Genomic DNA, 24,648 nt, shown 5'->3' on the forward strand with positions numbered 1-24,648 from the left:
AAGTGAAGGCAGGAACGCTGCGCTTGATGTGTTCCGTTCAAGAGTTGATTTAAGGGGTGGGGTCAAGGGGCGTCAAGGGACTGCGCAAAAGTCCGTACCAGAGTTCCCGGTTAAGGTTTTCGGACGATCTTCGAGGCGATCTCCGGGACGAGCTTCGATGCGACCTTCGAACCAGGGGTGATGTGAGCATGCTGCGGTGCGCCGTACTCGACGACTACCAGGGTGTGGCCCGTGAACTGGCCGACTGGGACCGCCTGTCGGGCCGCGTCGACGTCACGTACCTGAATCGGTATGTCGACACACACGACGAGCTCGTCGCGCTGCTCGGCGACTGCGAGATCGTCGTCGTGATGCGCGAACGCACCCCGTTCCCCGCCGAGTTGATCGCCCGCCTGCCGAAGCTGCGGCTTCTCGTCACCTCCGGCATGCGCAACGCGTCCATCGACCTCGCCGCCGCGGCCGCGCACGGCGTCACCGTCTGCGGCACCGCGAGCAACCCCGAGCCGCCCGTCGAACTCACCTGGGCCCTGATCCTGGGCCTCGCCCGCGGCGTCCTCACCGAGGGCGCCAACCTGCGCGACGGCGGACCCTGGCAGTCCACCCTCGGCGCCGACCTGCACGGCCGCCGCCTCGGCCTGCTCGGCCTCGGCAAGATCGGCGCACGGGTCGCCCGCGTCGGCGCCGCCTTCGGCATGGACGTCACCGCCTGGAGCCAGAACCTCACCGCCGAGCGGGCTGCGGAGGCCGGTGCCACTCTCGCCGCCTCGAAGGAGGAGCTCCTCGACACCAGCGACTTCGTCTCCGTCCACCTCGTCCTGGGCGAGCGCACCCGCGGCCTGCTCGGCGCCGACGAACTGCGCCGGATGCGCCGCACCGCCTACCTGGTCAACACTTCGCGCGCCGCGATCGTCGACCAGGAGGCGCTGCTGCGGGCCCTGCGCGAGGGCTGGATCGCCGGCGCGGGCAGCGACGTCTTCGACACCGAGCCGCTCCCGGCCGGCCACCCCCTGCGCACCGCCCCGAACTTCCTCGGCCTGCCCCACCTCGGCTACGTCACGCGCCGCAACTACGAGGGCTTCTTCCAGGGCGCCGTCGAGGACATCGAGGCGTACCTGGCGGGGAGCCCGGTGCGCGCGCTCGGCTGACCCCGGCTCATCCGCGGACGAACTCCCGCAGCTCCTCGGCGAGGTGCGGGAACTCCTCCAGTACGGCCCGCGTGGCGAACTCGTGGCCCGCGTAGTCGAAGCCTGGGGTGACGACCTCCGCCACCAGGCCCTGCCGGGCGTCGCCGATCAGGTGCGAGGCCTTCCAGTGGCCGCCGGGCACCAGCAGGAAGCGCTCGTCGTCCGGGCCGAGGGTGGTGCGGTGCAGCGTGCCGTCCGGGGCGACCGTCACGTACTCCAGCGGGCCGCCGTCGATCAGGAAGTGCAGGATGTCGCTGCGATTGCGGTGCAGCAGGCCGCTCGGCTGCCGCTCGTCGAGCAGGTAGTGGATCGACGTCGCCGAGGGGCGGGGGCCGTGCGGCGTCGAGAGCTCGTACGGGCTCGTGTAGAGGCGGCGGAAGTGGCCGCCCTCGCCGTGCGGCTCCAGGCCGAGTTCCGACTTCCAGTCACGCACGGTGGCTCCTCCGGGTGGATCATGGTTGAGTGATCAAGGATAGTTCGCGGGGCAGGGGCGCGAGCACCGTGCGCTGTCGCCCGCACACCCGCCGTGACCTGCAACTCCGTGGTGAATACCAGGAGTTGACATGAAAGACTGCGGGCAGGTCACACGCATCGTCCCGCCCGCACAGCGACGTTGGAGAGTTTCATGACGGCATCCGCTCCCCGGCCCCGTATCGACACCAGCCAGGCGCACCCCGCGCGGGTCTACGACTGGCTGCTCGGCGGGAAGGACAACTACCCCGTCGACGAGGCCGTCGGCGAGCAGCTGCCGCCCGAGGCGCGGGACGCGGCGCGGCAGAACCGGGAGTTCATGCACCGCGCCGCCGCGTGGCTCGCCGGACAGGGCGTCGACCAGTACCTGGACATCGGCACCGGCATCCCGACGTCGCCGAACCTGCACCAGATCGTGCAGCGCGTCGTCCCGACCGCCAAGGTCGTCTACACCGACAACGACCCGATCGTGCTGCGGCACGCCCAGGCGCTGCTCGTCAGCAGCCCCGAGGGTGCCACCGACTACATCGAGGGCGATGTCCGCGAACCGGACGCCATCCTCGAACACGCCCGTACCGTCCTGGACTTCGACCGGCCGATCGCCCTGTCGCTGATCGCGCTGATGCACTTCATCCCGGACGACGAGGAGGCGTACGGCATCGTCTCCCGGCTGGTGTCCGAGCTGCCGGTGGGCAGTTACCTCGTGCTGTCCAACGCCTCCAGCGACATCTTCCCCGAGCTGGTCGAGAAGGTCGTGGCCCAGTACACCAAGGCCGGGATCCAGCTGGGCTTCCGCACCCGCGACGGGGTGGCGCGGTTCTTCAAGGGGCTCGACCTCGTGGAGCCGGGCCTGGTGACCGCCACCGAGTGGTTCCGTGGCGAGCCCGCCCCCGAGGCCGAGCCGTCCGGCATCTACTCGGGCGTCGCCCGGATCTCCTGACTCACGCGGGCGGCGGCGCGCCATTGAGCCGGGCCGACAGCTGGTGCGCCGCCGCGACCACCGCCGCCGCGACCTGCGGCAGCGACTCCGGCGGCAACCGGAACACGGGCGCCGACACATTGACGGCCGCCACCACGTCGCCCCGGTGGTCGTGCACCGGGACCGCGACCGCGGTCAGGCCCGGCTCCATCTCCTCCGCCGCCACCGCGAAGCCGCGCCCCCGCTCCGCCCGCAGCCGCTCAAGGACCGCCGGTACGTCGCGCGGTGCCGCGTCCGTGCCGGGCAGTGGCGCCCCGTCCTCGGTCGTCAGGAGCGCCGCCACCTGGTCGTCCGGCAGTCCGAACAGCAGCGCGCGGCCCGCGGACGTGCAGTTCAGGGGCGAGGTGCGGCCGATCCACTCGTGCGCCTGGAGCCCGCGCGAGGTGCGCTCGGTGAGCACCGTGACGACACCGTGCCCGGACAGCACCGTCAGATAGGCCGGCTCCCCGACACGGTGCACCAGATCCCGCAGCACCGGCGGCGCCTCCCCGTACAGCCGCTCCTCGCCCGCCGACGAGGCGAGCGCGAGCAGCTGCCAGCCGACGCGATAGCGCAGCGTGCGCGGATCCCGCTCCAGGAACCCCTCCTGCGCCAGGACCTTCAGGGTCCGTGACACCTGCGTCTTCTCCCGGCCCACCGCCTGGGCCACTTCCTGCACGCCCATCGGGCCCTGCGCGAGCGCGCGCAGCACGTCGAGCGCGCGGTGCACGCTGCTCAGATTCTCCGCTGCCATGACGCAAGCCTCCCACAGTGGCGTGCGTATACAGCAACTCGCATTGTTCCATTCGCACGGACCGCTCTATGGTCGATCCACATGTGCGGAATCGCAGCCATACACAGTCAGCACGGAAGTCTCGACACCGAATGCGCCGACGCGGCGGCGGAGGGCATGCTCGACCGCCTCGCCCACCGCGGACCCGACGACAGCGGCACCAGAACGGTCGGCGGACACACCTGGCTCGGCCATCGCCGCCTGTCCATCGTCGACCTCGACGGCGGACACCAGCCCCTCGGCGGCACCCACGGCGACGACGACTGGTCGCTCGTGTGCAACGGCGAGATCTACAACCACGAGGCCCTGCGCGAGGAACTTCCCGCCGAGGCCTTCGGCACCTCCTCCGACTCGGCGGCCGCGCTCGCCGTGCTGCGCACGGACGGGCCCGAGGGCCTGCGCTGCCTGCGCGGCATGTGGGCGCTGTGCGCGGCCACCCCGGGCGGCCGGTTCGTCGCCGCCCGCGACGCCATCGGCGTCAAGCCCCTGTACTGGGCGCGCACCGACACCGCCGTGCACTTCGCCTCCGAACTGCGCGCGTTCCACCCCGTCGTACAGCCGCGCGCCGAGATCTTCCCGCCAGGACACTGGTGGACGCCCGAGGACGGCCTGCGCCGCTTCGCGGAGCCCGTTCCCGACGTGACCGACACCTGGGGAGATGTGCCCGAGCAGGTCGTCGAGAAGGCCACCTTCGAGGCCGTCGCCGACTCCGTCCGCCGGCACCTGATGGCGGACGTCGAGGTCGGCGTGTTCCTGTCCGGCGGGCTCGACTCCAGCCTCGTCGCCGCGGTCGCCGCCGACGCGTACGCCCGCCAGGGCCGTCGCCTCAAGACCTTCGCCGTCGGCACGGAGGACTCCCCGGACCTGCTCGCCGCGCGGGACGCCGCCGCGTTCCTGGGCACCGAGCACCACGAGGCGGTGCTCGACGCCGAGGCCGCGGCGCGGGCCCTCGACGAGGTGGTCGGGTGCGTGGAGTCCTTCGACGCCAGCCTCATCCGCAGCGCCGTCCCGAACTGGTTCCTGTCCGAACTCGCCTCCCGGCACGTCAAGGCGGTCCTCACCGGCGAGGGCGCCGACGAACTCTTCGCCGGATACGGCTACTACCACGAGCGGCACGCCGCCCCCGACGAGCTGGACGCCGAACTGCGCCGCACCATAGGCGCGTTGCACGGCCTCAACCTCCAGCGCTGCGACCGCGTCACCATGGCCCACGGCCTGGAGGCGCGCGTCCCGTTCCTCGACCGGGACGTCATCGCGCACGCCATGTCACTGCCCGCTCCGCTCAAGGCACTTGAGGCGGACGGCATGGAGAAGGGCCACCTGCGCCGCGCCTTCGCGGGCTGGCTCCCCGAGCACCTGCTGTGGCGGCGCAAGGAGCAGTTCGGCACGGGCAGCGGCGCCGAGAGCGTCCTGAGCCCCCTGTGGGACAGCCGCATCACCGACGAGGAGTTCACGGCGGCGACCGCCGAGGACGGGGCGCCCGAACTGCGCAGCAAGGAGGAGCTCGGCTACTACCGGACGTTCCGCGCCGCGCTGCCGGGCGTACGTCCAGAGGCGGTGCTCACCCGGTTCGCGACGGCGTAGTCCCTACGACAGTTGGGAGCGGGCCGCGGCCACCGCCTGCTCGGCGTAGCCGCGGCCGAACAGCACCGTGTGCACCAGGAGCGGGAAGAGCTGGTGGAGCGGGACGCGGTCGCGCCAGCCGTCCGCGAGCGGCGCGGCCCGCTCGTAGCCGTCGATGATCCGGTCCAGGTGGGGCGCGCCGAACAGGTGCAGCATCGCCAGATCGGTCTCGCGGTGCCCGCCGTGCGCGGCCGGGTCGATGAGCCGGGCCGCGCCGTCGGCGCCCCACAGGAGATTGCCGTTCCACAGGTCGCCGTGGAGCCGTGCGGGCGGCTCGGCGGGGCCCGCGAGTTCGGGCAGCCGCTCGCAGACCCGCTCGATCGGCTTCGCCTCGGCGGGGGAGAGGGTGCCGGCGTCGACGGCCTCGCGCAGGTAGGGCAGCACCCGGTGGGCGGCGTACCAGCGCGGCCAGCCGTCGCCCGGCACATTGCGCATGCGGGCGAGGCCGATGTACGCGTCCGTCGGCCCTTCGGGCGGCGCCGCGCCGAACGCCGGGGCCCCGGCGCCGTGCAGCCGCGCGAGGTCCGCACCGAAGCGCTCCGCGGTGTCCCGGCTCGGCCGGCCCTCCTCGACCCGGCCGACGACCAGACATCGGTCGTCCGAGCCGTGCACCGTGGGCACCGCCACCGCGCCTGCCGCCGCGAGCCACCGCAGCCCGGCAGCCTCCGCGCGCACCGCCGCGGGGGAGTCGGCGTGTTTCACCATGACCACGCGGCCGTCGTCGAGGGTGACCTCGGCGAGGTGGGAGGAGAGGCGGCGCTCGGCGGTGACCGGGCGGCCGGTGAACCGGGTCGCGGCGGCTGCGGATTCCGACATGACACCCAGCGTAGGACTGCCGCGCGACCGTTGACGTGACGCCCGGGCCGCTGATCTGCTGCGTTGATCAACACGGGGTGTGGCCCCGGTCGACGTACGGAACGAGGCGAACGCAGATGAATACCACGGCAGTTGGACCCGTCCTGGTCGTGCAGAACACCAGGAGCGGCGGCCCCGGCCGGGTCGGTGACTGGCTGCGCGAGGCGGGCCTGGCGGTGGAGGTGCTGCGGCCGTACGAGGGCGAGGCGCTGCCCGAGGCGCTCGACGGCAGGCCGCTGCTGGTGCTGGGCGGCGGCTTCCTGCCGGACGACGACGCACGCGCGCCCTGGCTGCCCGCCACCCGCCGCCTCGCCGCGCAGGCCCTCGACGGCGGCACACCCGTCCTCGGCATCTGCCTCGGCGGACAGCTGCTCGCCCATGTCGCGGGCGGCCGGGTACGGGGGAGTCACGGACGGCCCGAGTACGGCAGCACCCGGATCCGGCTGCGGCCCGAGGCCGCCGATGACCCGCTGCTCCACGGGCTCGGCGACACGGTTCCCGCGATCGAGCGGCACATCGACCAGATCACCGAACTGCCGCCGGGCGCCGCCTGGCTGGCGTCCACCGAGGCCTGCCCGCACCAGGCGTTCCGCGTGGGGGAGCGGGCCTGGGGCGTTCAGTTCCACCCGGAGGCGGAGGCCGCGCGGATCGCCGGATGGGACCCCGAACCCCTGGCCCGGCAGGGCTTCGACCGGGACCGGCTGCACGCCGCGGCGGTGGCCGAGGAGGGCGCGGCCGTCGCGGCGTGGTCGGAGGTTACACGGAGGTTCGCTCGGGTGTGCGCGACGATGCCGTGACCGGCTGGGCGGCGGGTGTCGGCGGAGTGGCACGGCGCCGCGCCACCGACGCGACGACAGTGGTGAGCACGCCCGCGAGCAGCCCCCAGAACGCGGACCCGATGCCCAGGAGTGTCACCCCGGAGGCGGTCGCGAGGAAGGTGACGACGGCCGCCTCCCGGGACTTCGGGTCGGACAGCGCGCCCGCCAGGGCGGACTCGATGGTGGCGAGCATGCCCACCCCGGCGACCGCCAGGACGAGCGCGTGCGGCATCGCGCCGAGCAGCGAGGCCACCGTCGCGCCGAGCAGGCCGACGCACAGGTAGAAGACACCCGCCCACACGGCCGCGAGATAGCGCCGCTTGCGGTCGGGGTGCGCCTCTTCGCCGGTGCAGATCGCGGCGGTCAGCGCCGCGAGGTTGAGGCCGAACGCGCCGAACGGCGCGAGCACCGCCTGCGCGACACCGGTCCACGTGAGGACCGGCGAGATGGGCACCTCGTACCCGGACGTGCGCAGCACGGCGACACCAGGCAGGTTCTGCGAGGCCATGGTGACCACGAACAGTGGCACACCGACGCTGATGAGCACCTTCCAGTCGAGCTCCGGAGTCGTGAACACCGGCTGCGCGAGCGGCAGTTGTACCCGCTCCAGATGCCAGCCGCCGGTGAGGACGGAGGCCACGACGCCACCGGCGAGCGCCACCACCACCGCGTAGCGCGGCAGCAGCCGGCGGGCGAGGAGATACAGCGCGAACACCGGGAACGCGATGCCGAAGTGCCCGCCCATCTGCGCGAACAGCCCCGTCCCGAAGTCCAGGAGTACACCCGCGAGCAGCGCGGAGGCGAGCGGCACCGGGATCCGGTCCATGAGCCGCGCGAACCACCCCGTCAGTCCGCTCACCACGGTCAGCACGGCACTGAACACGAAGGCGCCCACGGCCTTCTCCATGGACACCCCGCTCAGGCTCGTGGCCAGGAGCGCGGCGCCCGGCGTCGACCAGGAGGTGAGCACGGGCGCCTTGTTGCGCAGCGAAAGCCCCACCGTGGTGACGGCGATGCCGACGCCGAGCGCCAGCATCCACGAGGACACCTCCCGCGCGTCCGCCCCCGCGGTCCGCGCCGCGGTGAACACGATGGCGGCCGCGCTGGTCACGCCGACCGTGGTCGCGATGAGGCCCGCCGCCACGGCCGAGGGTGGTGCGAGGGCGCGTATGCGGGTGAGCGAGGACATGCGGGTGTCACTTCCGGGAGTCTGGGGAGGGCAGGATGGTGTGAGCGGGCGAGCGTTCCATAAACGGAACGTTCTGTTTGTGGAACACTAAGGACGCGAGTGGCGACACGTCAACACGCGCCGACGGGCGCGGGAGGGGGCCGGGCGATGGGGCTTGGTGACGAAGTGGGGCGCAGGCTGAAGCGGCTGCGCGAGGACAGCGGGCTCTCCCTGTCCGAACTCGCGCGCCGCTCGGGCGTCGGCAAGGGCACGCTCTCCGAACTCGAGACCGGCCGCCGCAACCCCACCCTCGAAACCCTCTACGCCCTGACCACCGCGCTCGGCCGCCCGCTCAGCGCGGTCCTGGACGACCCCGCGCCGAGCGGGGGCGCCGGTGCCGCCGGTGTCTCCGGGAGCGCGGTCACCGCGGTCCTGATCGAGCGGTACGAGGACGCGGACGCGGCCACCGACGTCTTCCGCGTCACCATCGCCGAGGGCGCGACCCAGGAGTCCGCGGCACACGTCCCGCGCACCACCGAGAGCCTGATGGTGCTCTCCGGGACGGCCGTCGTTGGCCCGCCGGACGCACCCACGACCGCGGGGCCCGGCGGTCACGCCCACTGGGCGGCGGACGCCCCGCACATCTACGGCGCGCCGGACGGCGAGGTCCAGGGGATCCTCTTCGTCCGCTACCCGAAGGCCGGCTGATGTCCGACGTCAGGCGGCGTGCGGGGCCTGCGACGGGCCGGTGCCCCGCAGGTCCGAGACATCGATCGAGTCGTCCGCGGACGGCGTCTTCTTCGGCACTGGCTTGTCGTAGTCGGTCAGCGTCATCGACAGGGAGTCGCCGGAGTCCTTCTCGGTGGCGCGCACCAGCCGGTGCGGCGCGTCGGCGGTGACGTAGAGGGTGATGCCGCGTCCCTTGGTGTCACCGGAGGGAGTCAGCGGCACCACCTCGGTGCCCGCCACCTTCTTCTGGTCGCCCTTCGTGAGCTCGTCCTTGGTGGCACGGTCCGAGCCGTCCTTGAGTCGCTCGCGGAACGAGTCGAGGTCGCAGGTGCCGGAGAGCCCGTCGAGCATCGGGTCGTCGGTGGTGCCGTGCACATACCGGTCGCCGATCAACTGGGCCGCCAAGTCGCCGCTGCGGCCAGGGAGTTGGGTCTTCCAGAACGTGGCGTCCGGTTTGATCCACACCTCGTCGCCACGCTTCACGAGGTCGACGGTGCCGCCCTTGGCGCCGCCGGTCCCCATGCGCAGCTCGCCCGTGCAGTTGCCCTTCTCGTCGAGGCGCAGATCGACCAGCGCGGGGGTGCGGGTGTCCTTGTCGTCCGAGCCGTTCTTCATCGTCAGATGCAGGGACTTCGCGTCCAGGAGCTCCTTCTTCGCCGCGTCGGCCAACTCCTGCGCGCTCTTGTCCTTGGCGTCGCCGTCGTCGGCCACAGCGGGCGTCGCGGAGAACAGGCTCGCGCACACGAACGCCGCCGCGACGGGTGCGCGGGCGGCCCGGTGCAGCCGGGTCGGGGTCGGTCCGGCCATGACGCCACCTCGCCTTCCCGGACGCATCGCGCGCCCGAAACACCCACAAATTGTACGTTCTGGTGGGTCGGGATGTCGTCCGCGAGGCCGCCGTGGCCGTCAGCCGTCCATGCCGCACACCCGCAGCCCCACCGGCGTCCCGCACGGAAGATGACCGTGGGTGGCGACGACACCCTTGCCCGTGCCGTTGTCGACGGCGTACGCGAGGAAGCTGGAGGCCAGCGAGTCCGCCGGCGGACGGCCGTAGGTGTACGCGTACTCGATCTCGCGGTACGGATAGCCGCCCGCGTCGAGCCGGTCCGGGTCCGGGGCGCGGCCGTCGAGGGTCAGACGGTGCAGGCCCTTCGGAGCGTCCGGCGGTGACGCGGCGCGCAGCTCGCTGTAGCCGAGGGCGCCGGGCGTGCGGGCCACGGTGTCGAGGACCTGCTCCGTCGAGTCCAGCTCGCAGCGCAGGACGCGCGCGCCGGTGCGGGCCGTGCGGTTGACGCAGTCGTCCGAGGACGCGGGCGGCTCGTCCGCGCCCGCGAGCACCCGTGCCGTGAGCGCGGACCGGGTGCCCGAGCCGGAGGTGCGGCTGACCAGGACGACCGGCAGCTCGGGCCCGCCCAGCTGCGACCAGTTGCGGATCTCGCCCCGGTACACACGTCGGACATCGGCCACCGACAGATTCGTGAGACGGACGTCGTCGTGCGCGACGAGCGTGAACAGGGACACCGCGATCCGGCTCTCGCTCAGCCGGGTGTAACTCGCCGGGCGGGGCCCGTCGGAGAACGCGACGACCCCCGCCGGGCCGCCCGACTCCGCACCGGACAGGGCGAGTTCACGCACCCCGGTGCGACTGCCGCGCGCCGAGACCGTGATCCGCGGCTTGTCCCCGCAGTGACCGCGGTACTTCTCCGCCAGCTCCTTCAGCACCGGGGCGAACGCCGTCGACCCGGTCAGCCGGAGTCTGCCCGTTTCGCAGTCGTCCGGCAGCGGCGACGGTGTGAACAGCGGCAGGGTCGCCGCCGCGATCAGCGCGACGCCGAGCGTCACGGTGGTCCAGCGGGCCCGGACACTGAACACCGGCGGCTTCTCGTCCGGCGTGAGGCTGTGGTTCTCGTGCAGCGTGCCGTCCTTGATGTCACCGGTGACGGCGACCCGGTTCCCTTCACCGCCGCCCGTGAGCAGCACCAGGATCTTGTAGTACGCGCCCGGCTTCAGCGGAACCTTCGGGATGCGCAGCCTGCCGGGCGCCTCGATGAGCAGGCCAGGACGGCGCTCGAAGTAGCCCGACAGGTTGGTGTGCTCCTCGGGCAACGTGACATCCAGCGCCTGAATGCTGCGCCCGGCGAACTCCGCGGTCAGCCCGTACTGCTCCGACGCGTCGATGTAGTCACCGGTGTCGACATGCCGCGAGCCGTCGTTCTCGATCCGCAGCAGCACCAGGGTGGCGTCGCTCATCTCGGGCAGGTCGGTGAAGAGCCCGAGCCGCGCGTCGCCCGCGCCGGGCTGGCCGTTGTGCCCTATGGCGATGTCCATCTGCTTGCGGAACCCGACCCGCCTGCTGCGCCGCGCGCGCCGGTCCGCCGCGAACGGCGTGACGATGGACACCACGCCGATCAGCAGCCCCACGGCGGTGAAGGCGATCTCCAGCCATCCCATGTGCGCGACGGTACGGACCCGCCGCGCCGTGCGAAGGGGCCAGGCACCGGACTTCGCCCACTGTTCGTCACCCGTTCAACGTCCCCCTCGGGACCGGCCGCGGCACCCGGCACTCCCGCCCCGTACCGCCCACCACGTTTATCCACGCCGCTGCGGGCTACGCGCACCCCAGACGGACGTCGACGAGGCAGCACCGCCGCACACGGGCGGCGCGCGCCGGGACGGATGGGCATGAGCAGCGGATTCACCGGGTCCGACGGCTACGGACAGGACCCCTTCGGCGACTTCTTCTCGCGGTTCCTCGGCAGTGGCCGACGGCAGATCGACATCGGCAGGCTGATGAGCGGGCCGGCCCGCCACCTTGTGGCCACGGCCGCGAACTACGCCACCGAACGAGGCCGCGGCGACCTCGACACCGGGCACCTGCTGTGGGCGGCGCTCTCCCTCGAACCCACCCGCAGTCTGGTGACACGGGCGGGCGCCGACCCCGACCGGCTGGCGGGGGAGATCGACCGGCACGCGGGCGGCGGCGAGCCCAGCCGCACCCCGCAGTCCCTGTCGGTGACCCCCGCGGTCAAGCGGGCCCTGCTCGACGCGCATGTGATCGCGCGCGAGTCGGGCGTCGCCTACATCGGCCCCGACCACATCGTGTTCGCACTCGCCGCCAACCCCGACTCGGCGGCCGGACACCTCCTGAACCAGGCCCGCTTCACCCCGGACCCCGCGCCGCAGGGCCCGCCTCCCTCGTCCGCCGACACCCGCCCCGGCGGCGGCCAGCAGACCAGGAGCACGGCGCCCACCCCCAACCTGGACCGCTTCGGCGAGGACCTCACCGACCGGGCCCGCCAGGGCCGCCTCGACCCCGTCATCGGCCGCGACGAGGAGATCGAGCAGACCGTCGAGGTGCTCTCCCGCAGGGGCAAGAACAACCCGGTGCTGATCGGCGACGCGGGCGTCGGCAAGACCGCCGTCGTCGAGGGCCTCGCCCAGCGCATCGCCGAGGGCGACGTGCCCGAGACATTGTGCGGGCGCCGCCTCGTCTCCCTCGACCTGTCGGGCGTCGTCGCCGGCACCCGCTACCGCGGCGACTTCGAGGAACGGCTCACCGGCATCATCGACGAGGTGCGCGCCCACCCGGACGAACTCATCGTGTTCATCGACGAGTTGCACACCGTCGTCGGCGCGGGCGCGGGCGGCGGCTCCGAGGGCGGCTCCATGGACGCGGGCAACATGCTCAAACCCGCCCTGGCACGCGGCGAGTTGCACGTCATCGGCGCCACCACCCTGGAGGAGTACCGGCGGCACATCGAGAAGGACGCCGCGCTCGCCCGCCGCTTCCAGCCGATCCTCGTGCCCGAGCCGTCGACGGCCGACGCCGTGGAGATCCTGCGCGGACTGAGCGACCGCTACGAGGCACACCATCAGGTCCGGTACGCCGACGAGGCACTGCTCGCCGCCGTCGACCTCTCCGACCGCTACCTCACCGACCGCTTCCTGCCCGACAAGGCCATCGACCTGATGGACCAGGCCGGCGCCCGCGTCCGGCTGCGCGACCGCACCAAGACCACCGACGTACGCGCCCTGGAACGCCAGGTCGACGACCTCAGCCGCGACAAGGACGAGGCCGTGGCCGCCGAGCAGTACGAGCGCGCCACCGAACTGCGCGACCGCATCGGCGAGTTGACCAAAAGGATCGAGGGCGCGCGCGAGCCCGACCCCGGCGACGGACACATCGTCGAGGTGACCGCCGAGGACATCGCCGACATCGTGTCCCGCCAGACCGGCATCCCCGTCAGCAGCCTCACCCAGGAGGAGAAGGAGCGCCTCCTCGGCCTCGAACAGCATCTGCACGAGCGGGTCATCGGCCAGGACGAGGCCGTCACCGCCGTCGCCGAGGCCGTCCTGCGCTCCCGCGCCGGGCTCGCCAGCCCCGACCGGCCCATCGGCAGCTTCCTCTTCCTCGGCCCCACCGGCGTCGGCAAGACCGAACTGGCCCGCGCCCTCGCCGAGGCACTCTTCGGCAGCCAGGACCGCATGGTCCGCCTCGACATGAGCGAGTTCCAGGAGAAACACACCGTCTCCCGCCTCGTCGGCGCGCCGCCCGGATACGTCGGCCACGAGGAGGCCGGACAGCTCACCGAGGCCGTGCGCCGCCACCCGTACTCGCTGATCCTCCTCGACGAGGTGGAGAAGGCACACCCCGATGTCTTCAACACCCTCCTCCAGGTCCTCGACGACGGCCGCCTCACCGACGCCCAGGGCCGCACGGTCAACTTCACCAACACCGTCATCGTGATGACCAGCAACCTCGGCTCCGAGGCCATCGCCGGACGCGGCGCCGCCCTGGGCTTTCGCACCGACGACTCCACCGACGAGACCGCACGCCGCGAACAGGTGCTCCGCCCACTGCGGGAACACTTCCGCCCGGAATTCCTCAACCGCGTCGACGAGATCGTCATCTTCCGGCGGCTCAACACCGAACAACTGGCCCGCATCACCGACCTCCTCCTCGACGAGACCCGGCGCCGCCTGCACGCCCAGGACATCACCGTCGAGTTCGCCCCCGAGGCCGTCGAGTGGCTGGCCCGGCGCGGCCACCAGCCCGAGTACGGGGCACGCCCGCTGCGCCGCACCATCCAGCGCGAGCTCGACAACCGGCTCTCCCGGATGCTCCTGGACGGCGAGATCACCGCGGGCGGCCGGATCCTGGTCGAGGCCGGCGACGGGGAGCTCACCATCCGGTCGAAGGAGGCGTAACCCCTGGTCGCGTACGACGTTGATGCGCGCGAGGCGCGGACACCCGGCTCCGCGCACCACGTCGTACGAGACACAGGGAGTCACCCATGCGGGACACCATGCGGGCCTACGTCAAGAAGACCGTCTCCTCGCTCGCCGCGGCCGTCGCCGCCCTCGGTTGCGTCGTCGCCGTCGGCCAGCCGGCCGCCGCCGACGGCAAGTGGTGCAACAACTCCGTGTGCATCGAGACCTACGACACCGGCACCTACCTGGGCCGCGTCGAGGTGTCCGTCGTCAACACCAACCAGCCGAACCGGATGTCCGCCCGCGTGTGGACCACCAACGGCTGGTCCGCCAACACCAAGGTCGAGGACGTCGCGGCATTCCGCACCTACCGCGACCAGGCCTACCCCCAGCGTCACTTCCCGGCCGGCACGAGGCTGTGCGCCGAGGGCTTCCGGGGCGGAGCCAGCGTCGGCCTGCCGTGCGTGACGATCACCGACTGACCCATCTCAGCCCCTCCGGCGTTTGAGGAGCGAGGTCTGGGGCGGAGCCCCAGGGCGGGGGGGCGGTGTGAGTGGTTACGGTCTCGGCGCCAGCCAGCGGAGGAGTACCGCTGAGCAGAGCGCAGCGAACGCGCACCACGTGGAGATGAACTCCCAGCGCCACAGCGCCGCGCACACCGCCGCGGCGAGAGCCGCCAGCACACCGAGCAGCACCAGGATCCGCTCGCCCGACAGCAGCAGCGAGCCGATCGTCGCCAGCAGATAGCCAGCGAGCAGCCACCCGGCATACGGCAGCCCGATCGCATAGCCCATGGTGTGCCCGCGGACCTCGGCCGTCACGGTGCTCGTCGCCAGGACGTACCCGAGCACCCCCGCCGTCACGACGCCCGCCACGAGCGGCACGAGCAACCGACGGCGGGCCTGCGGAGCCGCCGCGCACCACACACCGACCGGCACCCACAACGGCAGCAGCGGCAGCGCGATCACCGCCCACGCGACGACGGCGGGGCCGCTGCCACCGCCGTCGTTCCAGATCACCGCCTCGATGATCTGGTGCGCCCCGAGCAGCAGTGGCAGCGCCGCGAGCGGCACGGCCCGCGGCCGGGTGCGCACCGCCCGCGTCACACACGCCACGCCCACGGCGGTGACCGCGCCACCCGCCACCAGATCGGCCGTCGCACTCCAGCACATGCGACCACGCTACGTTTCCGATGGCCGGGCGGCGCGTCGTGGGTTCACCGCGTCGTCACGGCCGCACGTTGTCCCGCGCGGCCGGGTCCGGCTGGATGTTCTGGTTGTTGCGGAACACGTTGTCCGGGTCGAGGGCCGCCTTGACGCGGGCGAGGCGCGCGTAGTTGCCGCGGTAGCTCGCCCGCACCCGCTCCTGCCCTTCGTCCATCATCATGTTCACGTAGGCGCCGCCCGCCGAGTACGGGTGCAGGGCCTCGAAGTAGTCGACCGTCCAGCGCCGCAGGAGGTCCGCGCCCGCCGGATCCGGGTCCACGCCCGCGAACACACTCGCCCAGCGCGCGTCCCGGTAGCTGAACGCGGTGTCGGACGGGCCGACGTCGTGGGCGGCCCCGTCGATCGGGTACAGGTGCATCGTCGACTGCATGGACGGCGTCTGCGGCCCGAACTTGGCGTGCAGCTCCACCGCCTCGTCCGGGATCTCCTTGACGAAGTCGGCCCGCCAGTACCACTGGTCGCCGGGCGGATACAGGCCGTCGAACATCGACTGCATCGCGGGATGCGGCATCGGAGCCACCGCGTGCAGCAGCGGCGCGGACACCTCACCAAGGAGTGGAGCCATGGCACGCTCCGCCGCCTCCGGATCCCCGGACGTGTGACACCACACCACCCCGCACACCTTCCGCAGATGCAGCTCCTCGGGGAACGGCGGCGCCGGAGGCACCGACCCGTACAGGAAGAACGCGTTGACGTCGCGGGGCGCGGAGGGCAGGAACTCCCGGTAGGCGGCGAGGATCTCGGCGCCCTGCTCGGCGGGCCAGAACGTCGGCCCGGCCACCACCGTGCTCACGTCGTGCAGCCGGAACGTGAAGGACGTGACGGCGCCGAAGTTCCCGCCGCCGCCCCGGATCGCCCAGTACAGGTCCGTGTTGGTGTCGGCGTCCGCGCGCACCGGCGTGCCGTCGGCGAGGACGACCTCCGCCGCCAGGATGTTGTCGACGGTGAGCCCGCAGCGCCGGGTGAGGTGGCCGAGACCGCCGCCGAGCGCGAGGCCGCCGACACCGGTGGTGGAGATGATGCCGCTGGGCGTGGCCAGCCCGTGCTCGTGCGTCGCCGCGTCCACCAGGCCCCAGGTCGCGCCACCGCCCACCGTCACGGTGCGGGCGGCCGCGTCGACCTCGACGGAGTTCATCGGCGCCAGGTCGGCGACCACGCCGGCCTCGCAGGTGCCGAGCCCCGCGCCGTGGTGGCCGCCGCCGCGCACCGCGAGCGGAAGTTCGTGACGGCGGGCGAAGGCGATCACCTTCGCCACGTCGTCGGCGTCGGCGCAGCCCGCGACGAGCGCGGGACGCCGGTCGATCATCGCGTTGTAGACGGCTCGGGCCTCCTCGTACCCGGAGTCCGTGGGCCCGGTCAGCGTCCCCCGGAAACCGGTCAGTTCGCGTCGCGCCGCCTGTGCGGGTGTGCTGGTCATGCGATCCCCCGTGTCGAGTGGGTGTCGTCCGCCCCGTTCTACGGGCGTTGCGCACGGCCGGGCATGCGTGGCGGTCACCCACCTCGGGCGCGGCGGGTACCTACGTTTCGTCGGCCGCCGTCAGCCCGATCTCCACCGCCCGCTGGGCGGCCCGGCGCCGGGTGGGCGCGTCGAGCTTCTCCAGGACGGCACGGACGTGGTTGTCGACCGTACGGACCGACACAACGAGCCGCCCGGCGATCTCCGCGTTGGTCAGACCCGCCATCAGGAGCCGTACGACCTGGAGTTGACGGCTCGTCAGCCCCGCCGGATTGCCGCGCGCCGCCGCGTACGGACCCCGGGGGACACGGCGCACCCCGAGCTCGCGGAGCTCGGCGCGGACCAGCCGGGCGAGCGGCGCGGCACCCAGCGCGTCCAGGGTGGCGAGCGCGCCCAGCTTGACGGCCGGGTCGGGGCTCTGCGCGAGCGCGGCCGCCTCCTCGTACGGGCAGCCCGCCGTGTGCCACAGCTCGGCGGCCTTGTCCCACTGACCCGCCGCCTGCAACGCGTACGGGTGGGTCGCCCCGTCCACCGGTACGGTCCCGCCCGCCCGCGCCAGCCAGTAGCCCAGCTCCCAGCGCTGCGGCGCGGCCAGCCGACGGGCCCGCTCGTGCACCTGCCCGGCGGCGGCGAGCACACCCGCCGCGTCACCGCGCAGCCACGCCGCCTCCGCGCGGGCCGCCGCGACCGGACCGAGGCGCTGCAGCTCGTCGGTGCCCACCGCGATCCGCCAGGCCTGGTCGAGCAGTTCCCCGCCACCCGGCTCGCCGCGCCGCACCCGGACCCGGGCCAGGACCGTGAGCGCGGGACAGCGGGCCGGCGGGAAGACATCGGCGCCGAGCCGCGCGTACCGCTCGGCCTCCACCCACTCGCCTGCCGCGAACTTCCGCAGTGCCAACTCGACATGAAGGTACGTCAGGAACCCCAGATGCTCGGCCCGGTCGGCGAGATCGATGGCGGGGGAGAGGTGCCGGTCCGCCTCCGTGAACCGCAGATCGTCCAGGAGCGACCAGACGATATTCGCGTAGGCGCGGCACGCGTGCTCCACCTCGCCCGAATCGAGCGCCACCGCCAGACTCTCCTCCAACTGCCGTTGCCCGAGCGGATCCCCGTCCCGCCACCGTGCCGAGCCGACATTGTTGAGCGCGTGCGCCAGGATCGCCGGGTCACCCGCCCTCCGCGCCAGAGCGATCGCCCGCTCGCCGTACTCGACGGCCTGCGCGTACGCGTCCGACAGCATCCGCAACTGCGCCGTATTGCTGAGCGCGAGCGCCAACAGCCGGTCGTCACCGGCCCGTTCGAGCACCGCAAGGGCCTCGCGCGCGGCCGTTTCTGCCGCCTTCGCGTCGCCCGCCCACCAGTGAATCCTTGACAGCCACCGCAGATCCGCACCGAGCGCCCGCGGCTCACCGAGCCCACGGCGCAGCTCCACGGCATCCCGCTGCGCGGTGACAGCGGCGTCCGAATCCCCGATGGTGTAGCTCTCGACCGCGTACTGCTCCAACAGATCGGCCAACTCGGCGGAACCGTACCGCTCGCGCTGCCGCAGAACGAGCCGCAGATGCGCGGCAGCCTCCCGGTGCGCGCCCGCCCGCGCCGCGTCGCGTGCGGCCCGCGGCCCGTACCGCGCCACCGCGTCGAGGTCACCGGCCGCCGCCGCGTGGTGCACGATCCGCGAACGGTCGGCGTCCGGAGCGGCCACCAGCGCGGCGAGCACCGCCCGGTCGAGCGCGATGCGGCGCGCCGCGGGCAGCGAGTCGGCGACGGCACGGCGGATGATCTCGTGCCGGAACGCCACCCGGTCCGTCGCCACCGTCAACAGACCGCCCTGCTCGGCCGCCGCCAGCGCCGCGCAACCACCCGGCAACAAGGCGTCGACCAGAGGCCGCTCCACGGCCGACGGCACCACCGCCAGCTGCTCGAGGGCGTCCCGCGCAGCGTCGTCGAGTCGACGCAGCCGGGCCAGCACGGCGTCGACGACAGTGGGCGGAACCACACCCGTGCCACCCGCCGCCAGCACCTCGGCGACGAAGAACGGATTCCCCGACGTCGCCGCGTACACCTGGGACCCGTCGAGCCCGGCCGCCGCGCACAGCCGGCCCACGGCCGCGCGCGACAGCGGAGCGAGCGGCAGACGGTGCACACGCGCCGCCCCCGACACCTGACCGAGCAGCTGGCGCAGCGGATGGCCGCGCCCCAGCTCGTCGTCCCGATAGGTGAGCACGAGCACCGCGGGCAACCGCTCGATGCGGCGTACCAGATACCTCAGGGCGTCCAACGACGCCTCGTCCGCCCAGTGCACGTCCTCGACGACGAGCACCGCGGGATGCGGCGCGCCGGCCAACTCGGCGTGCAGCGCCTCGTAGATCCGGTGCCGGTCGCCCGCGTCCCGCACGGCACGGGCCAGATCGGCGCCCACACTGCCGACGAGATCGCGCAACGGGCCGAGCGGACGCCCGGTGGCCAGGTCGTCGCAGTGCCCGACGAGGAGCCGGGCGGCGGCCGGCAACTCGGTGGGCATGGCCCGGACCAGCGACGACTTCCCGATCCCGGCCTCACCGAGGACGAGCGCGACCGAACCGGCCCCGAGTGCCGCCTCCCGGGCGGCATCGGCCAGTCGCCCCAGTTCGAGATCCCGCTCGAGGATCCCCCCGTCCATACCGAGACCTTCCCACCGGTCGACGCCCACCGGGAGCCGGGACCGGGACGAATACGCCCATCGCCCGACGGTGTGTGCGCCGGAGTATGGGTAGTCCGCACCCCGGAATGTGGGGACCGGACCCCATCGAACCGACGGCCCGAATGCGGCAGGCTGGCCGGGTGCTCGGCCGCTCACCAGGACCGCGGCTCCCACCGACGGCATGCGATGACCGACAGTAGAGCTGTACTCGAGAGCTGTACGTGGTCGACACGTCGTTGAAGGAGGCGTACCCCGGTGTCCCTGTTCTGGCGGATCTTCGGGCTCAATACGGTGGTGCTGGGTCTTGCGACGGCCCTGCTGCTGTGGGCCCCGGTGACCGTCTCTGTGCCCATCTTGTTGACGGAGGCGGTGGTGTTGGTGGTGGGCATGGGCGTCATGCTCGTCACCAATGGCGCGCTGCTGCGGTGGGGCATGGCGCCGCTGGCCCGCCTGACCACTCTGATGTCGACGGTTGACCTGTTGCGCCCCGGTCAACGGCTTCCGGTGTCGGGCGGCAGCGAGGTATCCGAGCTGATCCGCGGGTTCAACGCGATGCTGGACCGCCTGGAGCACGAACGGGCCACGAGCAGCGCCCGCGCCCTGCTGGCCCAGGAGGCGGAGCGGCGCCGGATCGCTCAGGAGTTGCACGACGAGGTGGGGCAGAGCATGACTGCGGTCCTGCTGGTACTCGGACGGGCCGCGGACGACGCGGGCGGCCCGCTGCGTGCGGAACTGCACCAGGCACAGGAGATCACCCGGGAGAGCCTCGACGAGGTCCGCCGCCTGGTGCGCCGCCTGCGCCCCGGCGTCCTGGACGACCTCGGTCTGGTCAGCGCGTTGTCGTCCCTGACGAACGATTTCGCGACGCATACCGGATTGCGGGTGGTGCGTCGTTTCGACGCGGATCTGCCGCCCCTGGACCATGAGACGGAACTGGTGCTGTACCGGGTGGCGCAGGAGAGCCTGACCAACGCGGCCCGCCATGCGGACGCCGAGCGCCTCGAGGTGGCCCTGGAGGACACGGGCGGGGCGGTGACGCTCAGCATCACCGACGACGGCCGCGGCATCGAGGCGGCGAGCGAGGGAGCGGGCATCCGCGGGATGCGTGAGCGGGCCCTGTTGCTCGGTGCCGGCCTCGACATCACGTCCACGTCGGGCTCCGGCACCCGGGTCCGTCTGACCGCCCCTCTTCTCAGGAAGCAGCTGTGACCATGCCTGACCCGTACCAGCCCGCAGCACCCGTTCCGTCTTCGGGTTCGTCCTCGGGCCCGTCCACTGGTTCGTCTTCGGGAGTGTCACCGATTCGCATCCTGCTGGCTGATGACCATGCGTTGGTGCGCCGGGGGGTGCGGCTGATCCTGGACCGGGAGCCGGACCTGGAGGTGGTGGCGGAGGCGGGGGACGGGGCGGAGGCCATCAGCCTGGCGCGCACCTGTGAGGTGGATCTGGCGGTACTGGATGTGTCGATGCCCCGCCTGACGGGGCTGCAGGCGGCCCGTGAACTGGCGGCATTGAAGCCGGGGCTGCGCATTTTGATGCTGACGATGCACGACAACGAGCAGTATCTGTTCCAGGCGTTGCGGTCGGGGGCGTGCGGGTACGTCCTGAAGTCGGTGGCCGACCGGGACCTGGTGGCGGCGTGCCGGGCGGCGGTGCGTGACGAGCCGTTCTTGTATCCCGGGGCGGTGACGGCGCTCATCCGCAACTACCTGGACCGCGTGCGGCACGGCGAGGAGGCCTCGGGCGACCTTCTGACGCCGCGTGAGGAGGAGGTGCTGAAGCTGGTGGCGGAGGGGCATTCGTCGAAGGGGATCGCCGAGCTGCTGTTCATCAGCGTGAAGACGGTGCACCGGCATCGGGCGAATCTCCTGCAGAAGCTGGGCCTGCATGACCGTCTGGAGCTGACGCGGTATGCCATTCGGGCGGGGTTGATTGAGCCGTGAGGGGGTGTGGTGTGGGTGGTGGGTTGGGGGTGGGTTGGTCGGGTGTGTTTCTGGTGGGTGTGGGTGGTTGTGCGCCTGTTTGGTTGTATTTGTGACATGCCCGGGGGGTTCGGGGAAGGTGCCTGGTCAGGGGGGTGTTGGTGGGCTGGGTGGACGCGACCGAACGTGTTGTTCCGATTGCGTACGGTATGCACTCCTCGCAGGGTTGTCGGGAGCAGTGTTCGTCAACCGCGTCGAAGGATTGATTCATGCGTATTTCCCGGAAAGCCGGTCTTCTTGCTTCTTCCGCTCTGTGTGGGGCGCTCGCGCTGGGGGTGGCGGGTCCGGCGTTCTCGTCCGTTTCGGAGGCGCCGGCCCGCAGTGGGGTCAGTGAGTCCGTTGCTCCGTTGCCGGGCGCGGAGGCGCTGGCCAAGCAGAACACGGCGCTGGCAGGGGCGGGGGCGGTGGTGCAGCCGGTGACGGATCTGGTCGCGGGGGTGTTGAAGGCGCCGGACGGCAAGCTGCCCAAGGACGAGGCCACGAAGCACGCGGCCGACGTGAAGAAGGCGCTGGACTCTCTGGCGGCCGGGGCGAAGGGTGCGGCGGACAAGGCGGGTGCACCGGGCGCCCGCGCGCAGGCCCCCGGCCCCGAGCTGGTCGCGAAGGCGGCGGCGGACCTGCAGACCAAGGTGGACGCCCTGGTGAAGGCCTCCGCCGCCGGGGACGCGAAGGCGACCGCGGCCGCGCTGCAGGCGACGTTGACCGGAACGGTCAACGTCGTGGTCGCGATCGTGCTGGGTGGTGATCTGCCGGCGCCGGATCTGAAGGGTCTGCCGAAGCTGCCGTCGCTGCCGGGTGTGGACCCGGCGCAGACGCTGCCGTCGCTGTAGGACTCGCAGCGCCTCGAGGTGTTGGGGAGGGGCCGGCCCGCTGGGGGCCGGCCCCTCCCTTGCGTGCGCCCGCCGAAACGCCCCGCTCATCGGTACCCGGGAGAGCGGACCGGCCGGGGGCTGCTGGACTGCTCCGGTGCGGGCACGACGTCAAGCGGGCGTGGCCCGCCTTCCCGCCGGGGGGGGGCAGAGGCGTCGGTGGCGGGCACTGCGTCATCACTTCGCCGTTTTCGCTGGTGGCTCTGCTCTGTTGATCCGGGGCAACGACTCCGGGGGCCCTGGGTGGTGGGCCCGCTGTCACGTTGCGTTCTGGCCCGCCGGCGAGGGCCGACCGGCCCGGGTCCTCGAGTGCTGTTCCGGGCCCCTTCCCGGTGGCTGGGGTGCTTTGTTCGGGTCTCCGGGCTGTTGGGTGGGGGTGCTGGTGTGCTGGGCGGGGTCGGGGTGGTTCTTGTGGCGTGGTGGGGGTTTTGGGGTGGTGGTGTTGGGTGTCTGGTGGGGGTGGTTCAGTGTGCCGCTGCGGTGGGGGTGGGGTGTTGGGTGTGTTGTTCGTGGAGGGTCGGGTAGTCGGTGTAGCCCTGTGTGCCGTGGGTGTAGAGGTGTTGGGTGTCGATGGGTGTGTTGAGGGGGGCGTTGGCGGCGATGCGTGCGGGCAGGTCGGGGTGGGTGAGGAAGGCGCGTCCGAAGGAGATGAGGTCGGCGTGTGCCTGTGTGAGGGCGTGTTCTCCTTGTTGTGGGGTGGTGGGTGTGTGGTTTTCGCCGACGTTGGCGATGAGGGTGCCGTTCCAGCGGGGGCGCAGGTCTTTCAGGGCCGGGTAGGTGTCGTTGTCGGTGAGGTGGAGGTAGGCCAGGCCGAGGGGGGCCAGGGTGTGGATGAGGGTGCGGTAGACGGGGGCGGGGGTGTGTTCGGACATGCCGAATTGCGGGTTGCCGGGGGAGAGGCGGAGGCCGAGCCGGTGTGCTCCGGTGGCCTGGGCGACGGCGGTGACGAGTTCGGTGGCGAACCGGGTCTTGTCGTGTCCGTAGGCGTCGGTGCGCAGGTTGGTGTTGTCGGCGAGGAACTGGTGGGTGAGGTAGCTGTTGGCGCCGTGGATCTCCACGCCGTCGAAGCCGGCTTCGAGGGCGTTGCGGGCGGCGGCCACGTGGTCGTCGATCGCGGTACGGATGTCGTTCTTGGTCATTTCGCGTGGCAGGGGCGCCTCGGCCTTGCCGTCCTTGACGTGCAGGGGGCCGGGGACCGGTACGGCGGACGGTCCGGCCGGGATGTCGCCGAGCAGCCGGGAGCGCGGGTGTCCGTGGCGTCCGCCGTGCATGAGCTGGGCGAAGATCCGTCCGCCGCGTGCGTGCACGGCCTCGGTCACCGTGCGCCAGCCGGCGATGTGGGCTGCGGTCTCCAGTCCGGGGATGCGCCAGCCGCTCTGTCCGCGGCGGTGGGGCCAGATGCCCTCGGTGATGAGGAGGCCGGCTTCGGCGCGCTGCGCGTAGTAGTGCGCGACGGCCGGGAGCGGGGTTCCGTCCTCGTGCGCGCGGAACCGTGTCATGGGGGCCATCACGAGACGGTTGGGGAGGGTGAGGTGGCCCAGGGAGTAGGGGGCGAGGAGCGGGGAGGTGGCCGTGTGTGTCATGCGGGAACCGTAGGATCTGACACCGGTGTCAGGTTCTACCCCGGGGCCGGGTGAGGGGCCGGGAAGCCATGAGGACCGGTGAGCTGTCCCGCCCTACGGGCGTGCGTGTGCGGTCCCGGCGCTCCTACGGGCCCGAGTTGCGTCCTTGCCTGCGAGGGCACGGCCGGCGGGCACCGGGAGTATCCGGGGGCGGCCGTGGGCCGGGTGTTCCGTGTGCGGCAGTTGCCGGCCGCCGGGCTGAGTGCCGACAGGATCGCACATGTGCTTCGCTGCCCGCGGGACCATGACGGGGGTCCGGCAAGGACGGCGGCTCCGTGGCTGGCCGGCCGGTTGGAGGCGGGGCGCCGCCGAATCGACCGCTCGACCGAGGAACTGCGGTACACGCGCGGGGTCCTGGACGAGGTCATCGCGGCGGCGGCGGGCTGACGGGCTCGCAGGGCGGGAAGCCGCCCCTGAGGCTCCTGGCTCGGGTCAGTGGGCGGACCGCCGGAGGATCCCCGCGACGTGAGAGCCGGCCAGGTAGATGGTTGCGGTCTTCTCGTGGCGGGTGGCGTTGCCGCGCCGCCGGCCAGGAGGACTGACGCAGCATCCAACGGTGCCGTGCTGCCTGTGCCCCGTTCACAGGTGGTGGCTGGTCGTTGTTGTGCTGTATCCGACGGTGGTGGTGGGGGCGGCTGGCCGGAACTTGGTATGGGTGGTGCGTGGCTGCGTTCATGTCGCGCGGGGGCGGGGGCTGCCCGCCTTCTTGTGAGGGTCTGTCTGGTGTTGTGTATCCCAGCGCAGGTGTCGGTGACGACATGAGGCCGTCGCACCAGCACCGGTGTTGGTGTGGCGGTGTGGGGTGGTGTGGTTAGGGGTGTGGTTCGTCGAGGTATTGGTCGGCCCAGGCGCTGATGATGTGTGCGGCGCGCTGCGCCTGCCCCCGCGCGGTCAGCAGGTGATCCGCCCCTTCGAGGGAGATGAAGCTGCGGGGGTGGCGGGCTTCTTGGAAGATTTCGGCGGCGTTGTCGATGCCGACGGTGGTGTCGGTGGGGGAGTGCGC

The 24,648-nt window shown here is 72.2% G+C and carries 20 protein-coding genes and 1 pseudogene; 10 read left to right on the forward strand and 11 right to left on the reverse strand.

All coding sequences use genetic code 11. The annotated features are described in order from the left end of the window. The first annotated feature begins 188 nt into the window (after positions 1–188). Positions 189–1,145, forward strand: coding sequence for a D-2-hydroxyacid dehydrogenase family protein (locus ACZ7L4_RS42010; RefSeq protein ID WP_472110401.1), 957 nt, complete (start codon positions 189–191; stop codon positions 1,143–1,145). 7 nt (positions 1,146–1,152) lie between these two features. Here the strand turns inward: ACZ7L4_RS42010 and ACZ7L4_RS42015 are convergent, their stop codons facing one another. After that, positions 1,153–1,617, reverse strand: a complete 465-nt coding sequence (locus ACZ7L4_RS42015) for a cupin domain-containing protein (RefSeq protein ID WP_472110403.1) — start codon at positions 1,615–1,617, stop codon at positions 1,153–1,155. Positions 1,618–1,809: 192 nt separating this feature from the next. On the opposite strand from ACZ7L4_RS42015, the gene ACZ7L4_RS42020 reads away from it, so the two are divergent. Then, a complete protein-coding gene (locus ACZ7L4_RS42020; RefSeq protein WP_472110405.1) occupies positions 1,810–2,595 on the forward strand; it encodes an SAM-dependent methyltransferase in 786 nt (261 codons plus the stop codon). Position 2,596: 1 nt separating this feature from the next. Here the strand turns inward: ACZ7L4_RS42020 and ACZ7L4_RS42025 are convergent, their stop codons facing one another. Then, complete coding sequence (locus ACZ7L4_RS42025; RefSeq protein ID WP_472110407.1) at positions 2,597–3,367, reverse strand: IclR family transcriptional regulator; 771 nt, start codon at positions 3,365–3,367, stop codon at positions 2,597–2,599. 81 nt (positions 3,368–3,448) lie between these two features. Here ACZ7L4_RS42025 and asnB point away from each other — a divergent pair, with 81 nt between their 5' ends. Then, entirely contained in the window at positions 3,449–4,990 is a 1,542-nt protein-coding gene (asnB, locus tag ACZ7L4_RS42030; RefSeq protein WP_472110409.1) for an asparagine synthase (glutamine-hydrolyzing), read from the forward strand. A gap of 3 nt (positions 4,991–4,993) precedes the next feature. Here asnB and ACZ7L4_RS42035 read toward each other — a convergent pair whose 3' ends face one another. Further along, a complete protein-coding gene (locus tag ACZ7L4_RS42035) occupies positions 4,994–5,845 on the reverse strand; it encodes a fructosamine kinase family protein (RefSeq protein WP_472110411.1) in 852 nt (283 codons plus the stop codon). A gap of 116 nt (positions 5,846–5,961) precedes the next feature. Between ACZ7L4_RS42035 and ACZ7L4_RS42040 the strand changes: the two genes are divergently transcribed. Continuing rightward, positions 5,962–6,681, forward strand: a complete 720-nt coding sequence (locus ACZ7L4_RS42040) for a type 1 glutamine amidotransferase (RefSeq protein ID WP_472110413.1) — start codon at positions 5,962–5,964, stop codon at positions 6,679–6,681. Here the strand turns inward: ACZ7L4_RS42040 and ACZ7L4_RS42045 are convergent. Continuing rightward, on the reverse strand, positions 6,641–7,891 hold the full coding sequence (locus ACZ7L4_RS42045; RefSeq protein ID WP_472110415.1) for a benzoate/H(+) symporter BenE family transporter: 1,251 nt from the start codon (positions 7,889–7,891) through the stop codon (positions 6,641–6,643). The two genes, ACZ7L4_RS42040 and ACZ7L4_RS42045, sit on opposite strands and share 41 nt — an antisense overlap. Before the next feature lie 147 nt (positions 7,892–8,038). Between ACZ7L4_RS42045 and ACZ7L4_RS42050 the strand changes: the two genes are divergently transcribed. Further along, positions 8,039–8,578, forward strand: coding sequence for a helix-turn-helix domain-containing protein (locus tag ACZ7L4_RS42050; protein WP_472110417.1), 540 nt, complete (start codon positions 8,039–8,041; stop codon positions 8,576–8,578). A 9-nt stretch (positions 8,579–8,587) separates the two neighbouring features. On the opposite strand, the gene ACZ7L4_RS42055 is transcribed toward ACZ7L4_RS42050, so the two are convergent. Next, the gene (locus ACZ7L4_RS42055; protein WP_472110419.1) at positions 8,588–9,406 is read right to left on the reverse strand and encodes a LolA-like protein; all 819 of its coding nucleotides are present in this window, start codon (positions 9,404–9,406) and stop codon (positions 8,588–8,590) included. A 99-nt stretch (positions 9,407–9,505) separates the two neighbouring features. Then, positions 9,506–11,050, reverse strand: coding sequence for a PstS family phosphate ABC transporter substrate-binding protein (locus tag ACZ7L4_RS42060; protein ID WP_472110421.1), 1,545 nt, complete (start codon positions 11,048–11,050; stop codon positions 9,506–9,508). A 231-nt stretch (positions 11,051–11,281) separates the two neighbouring features. Here ACZ7L4_RS42060 and ACZ7L4_RS42065 point away from each other — a divergent pair, with 231 nt between their 5' ends. Together ACZ7L4_RS42065 and ACZ7L4_RS42070 are read left to right on the forward strand one after the other, a co-directional pair. After that, positions 11,282–13,807 carry an ATP-dependent Clp protease ATP-binding subunit gene (locus tag ACZ7L4_RS42065; protein WP_472110423.1) on the forward strand — a complete coding sequence of 842 codons (2,526 nt, stop codon included), beginning with the start codon at positions 11,282–11,284 and terminating at the stop codon, positions 13,805–13,807. Positions 13,808–13,893: 86 nt separating this feature from the next. After that, positions 13,894–14,292, forward strand: a complete 399-nt coding sequence (locus ACZ7L4_RS42070; protein ID WP_472110425.1) for a hypothetical protein — start codon at positions 13,894–13,896, stop codon at positions 14,290–14,292. A 75-nt stretch (positions 14,293–14,367) separates the two neighbouring features. On the opposite strand, the gene ACZ7L4_RS42075 is transcribed toward ACZ7L4_RS42070, so the two are convergent. The 3 genes from ACZ7L4_RS42075 to ACZ7L4_RS42085 form a co-directional block, all read right to left on the reverse strand. Beyond that, positions 14,368–14,982 (reverse strand): DUF6629 family protein, encoded by a 615-nt coding sequence (locus tag ACZ7L4_RS42075; RefSeq protein WP_472110427.1) that lies wholly within the window; start codon positions 14,980–14,982, stop codon positions 14,368–14,370. Between the two features lie 55 nt (positions 14,983–15,037). Further along, positions 15,038–16,453 (reverse strand): FAD-binding oxidoreductase, encoded by a 1,416-nt coding sequence (locus tag ACZ7L4_RS42080; protein WP_472110429.1) that lies wholly within the window; start codon positions 16,451–16,453, stop codon positions 15,038–15,040. Positions 16,454–16,553: 100 nt separating this feature from the next. Further along, the gene (locus ACZ7L4_RS42085; RefSeq protein WP_472110431.1) at positions 16,554–19,151 is read right to left on the reverse strand and encodes an ATP-binding protein; all 2,598 of its coding nucleotides are present in this window, start codon (positions 19,149–19,151) and stop codon (positions 16,554–16,556) included. A gap of 276 nt (positions 19,152–19,427) precedes the next feature. Here ACZ7L4_RS42085 and ACZ7L4_RS42090 point away from each other — a divergent pair, with 276 nt between their 5' ends. The 3 genes from ACZ7L4_RS42090 to ACZ7L4_RS42100 all read left to right on the forward strand — a co-directional run bounded on the left by ACZ7L4_RS42090 (position 19,428) and on the right by ACZ7L4_RS42100 (position 21,984). After that, positions 19,428–20,381, forward strand: coding sequence for a HAMP domain-containing sensor histidine kinase (locus ACZ7L4_RS42090; RefSeq protein ID WP_472110433.1), 954 nt, complete (start codon positions 19,428–19,430; stop codon positions 20,379–20,381). 2 nt (positions 20,382–20,383) lie between these two features. Further along, entirely contained in the window at positions 20,384–21,115 is a 732-nt protein-coding gene (locus tag ACZ7L4_RS42095; protein WP_472110435.1) for a response regulator, read from the forward strand. Positions 21,116–21,363: 248 nt separating this feature from the next. Then, a complete protein-coding gene (locus ACZ7L4_RS42100) occupies positions 21,364–21,984 on the forward strand; it encodes a hypothetical protein (RefSeq protein WP_472110437.1) in 621 nt (206 codons plus the stop codon). 503 nt (positions 21,985–22,487) lie between these two features. On the opposite strand, the gene ACZ7L4_RS42105 is transcribed toward ACZ7L4_RS42100, so the two are convergent. After that, entirely contained in the window at positions 22,488–23,606 is a 1,119-nt protein-coding gene (locus tag ACZ7L4_RS42105) for an alkene reductase (protein ID WP_472110439.1), read from the reverse strand. Positions 23,607–24,456: 850 nt separating this feature from the next. Beyond that, positions 24,457–24,648 (reverse strand): annotated as a pseudogene (locus tag ACZ7L4_RS42110) (alpha/beta hydrolase); the annotation flags it as partial.

Source organism: Streptomyces sp. NPDC107575, from assembly GCF_055657265.1.

Coding starts and splice junctions, on each gene's coding strand:
- ACZ7L4_RS42010 (WP_472110401.1), top strand. CDS start 189: ATGCTGCGGTGCGCCGTACTCGACGACTACCAGGGTGTGGCCCGTGAA.
- ACZ7L4_RS42020 (WP_472110405.1), top strand. CDS start 1,810: ATGACGGCATCCGCTCCCCGGCCCCGTATCGACACCAGCCAGGCGCAC.
- ACZ7L4_RS42025 (WP_472110407.1), bottom strand. CDS start 3,367: ATGGCAGCGGAGAATCTGAGCAGCGTGCACCGCGCGCTCGACGTGCTG.
- asnB (WP_472110409.1), top strand. CDS start 3,449: ATGTGCGGAATCGCAGCCATACACAGTCAGCACGGAAGTCTCGACACC.
- ACZ7L4_RS42035 (WP_472110411.1), bottom strand. CDS start 5,845: ATGTCGGAATCCGCAGCCGCCGCGACCCGGTTCACCGGCCGCCCGGTC.
- ACZ7L4_RS42040 (WP_472110413.1), top strand. CDS start 5,962: ATGAATACCACGGCAGTTGGACCCGTCCTGGTCGTGCAGAACACCAGG.
- ACZ7L4_RS42045 (WP_472110415.1), bottom strand. CDS start 7,891: ATGTCCTCGCTCACCCGCATACGCGCCCTCGCACCACCCTCGGCCGTG.
- ACZ7L4_RS42050 (WP_472110417.1), top strand. CDS start 8,039: ATGGGGCTTGGTGACGAAGTGGGGCGCAGGCTGAAGCGGCTGCGCGAG.
- ACZ7L4_RS42055 (WP_472110419.1), bottom strand. CDS start 9,406: ATGGCCGGACCGACCCCGACCCGGCTGCACCGGGCCGCCCGCGCACCC.
- ACZ7L4_RS42060 (WP_472110421.1), bottom strand. CDS start 11,050: ATGGGATGGCTGGAGATCGCCTTCACCGCCGTGGGGCTGCTGATCGGC.
- ACZ7L4_RS42065 (WP_472110423.1), top strand. CDS start 11,282: ATGAGCAGCGGATTCACCGGGTCCGACGGCTACGGACAGGACCCCTTC.
- ACZ7L4_RS42070 (WP_472110425.1), top strand. CDS start 13,894: ATGCGGGACACCATGCGGGCCTACGTCAAGAAGACCGTCTCCTCGCTC.
- ACZ7L4_RS42075 (WP_472110427.1), bottom strand. CDS start 14,982: ATGTGCTGGAGTGCGACGGCCGATCTGGTGGCGGGTGGCGCGGTCACC.
- ACZ7L4_RS42080 (WP_472110429.1), bottom strand. CDS start 16,453: ATGACCAGCACACCCGCACAGGCGGCGCGACGCGAACTGACCGGTTTC.
- ACZ7L4_RS42085 (WP_472110431.1), bottom strand. CDS start 19,151: ATGGACGGGGGGATCCTCGAGCGGGATCTCGAACTGGGGCGACTGGCC.
- ACZ7L4_RS42095 (WP_472110435.1), top strand. CDS start 20,384: ATGCCTGACCCGTACCAGCCCGCAGCACCCGTTCCGTCTTCGGGTTCG.
- ACZ7L4_RS42100 (WP_472110437.1), top strand. CDS start 21,364: ATGCGTATTTCCCGGAAAGCCGGTCTTCTTGCTTCTTCCGCTCTGTGT.
- ACZ7L4_RS42105 (WP_472110439.1), bottom strand. CDS start 23,606: ATGACACACACGGCCACCTCCCCGCTCCTCGCCCCCTACTCCCTGGGC.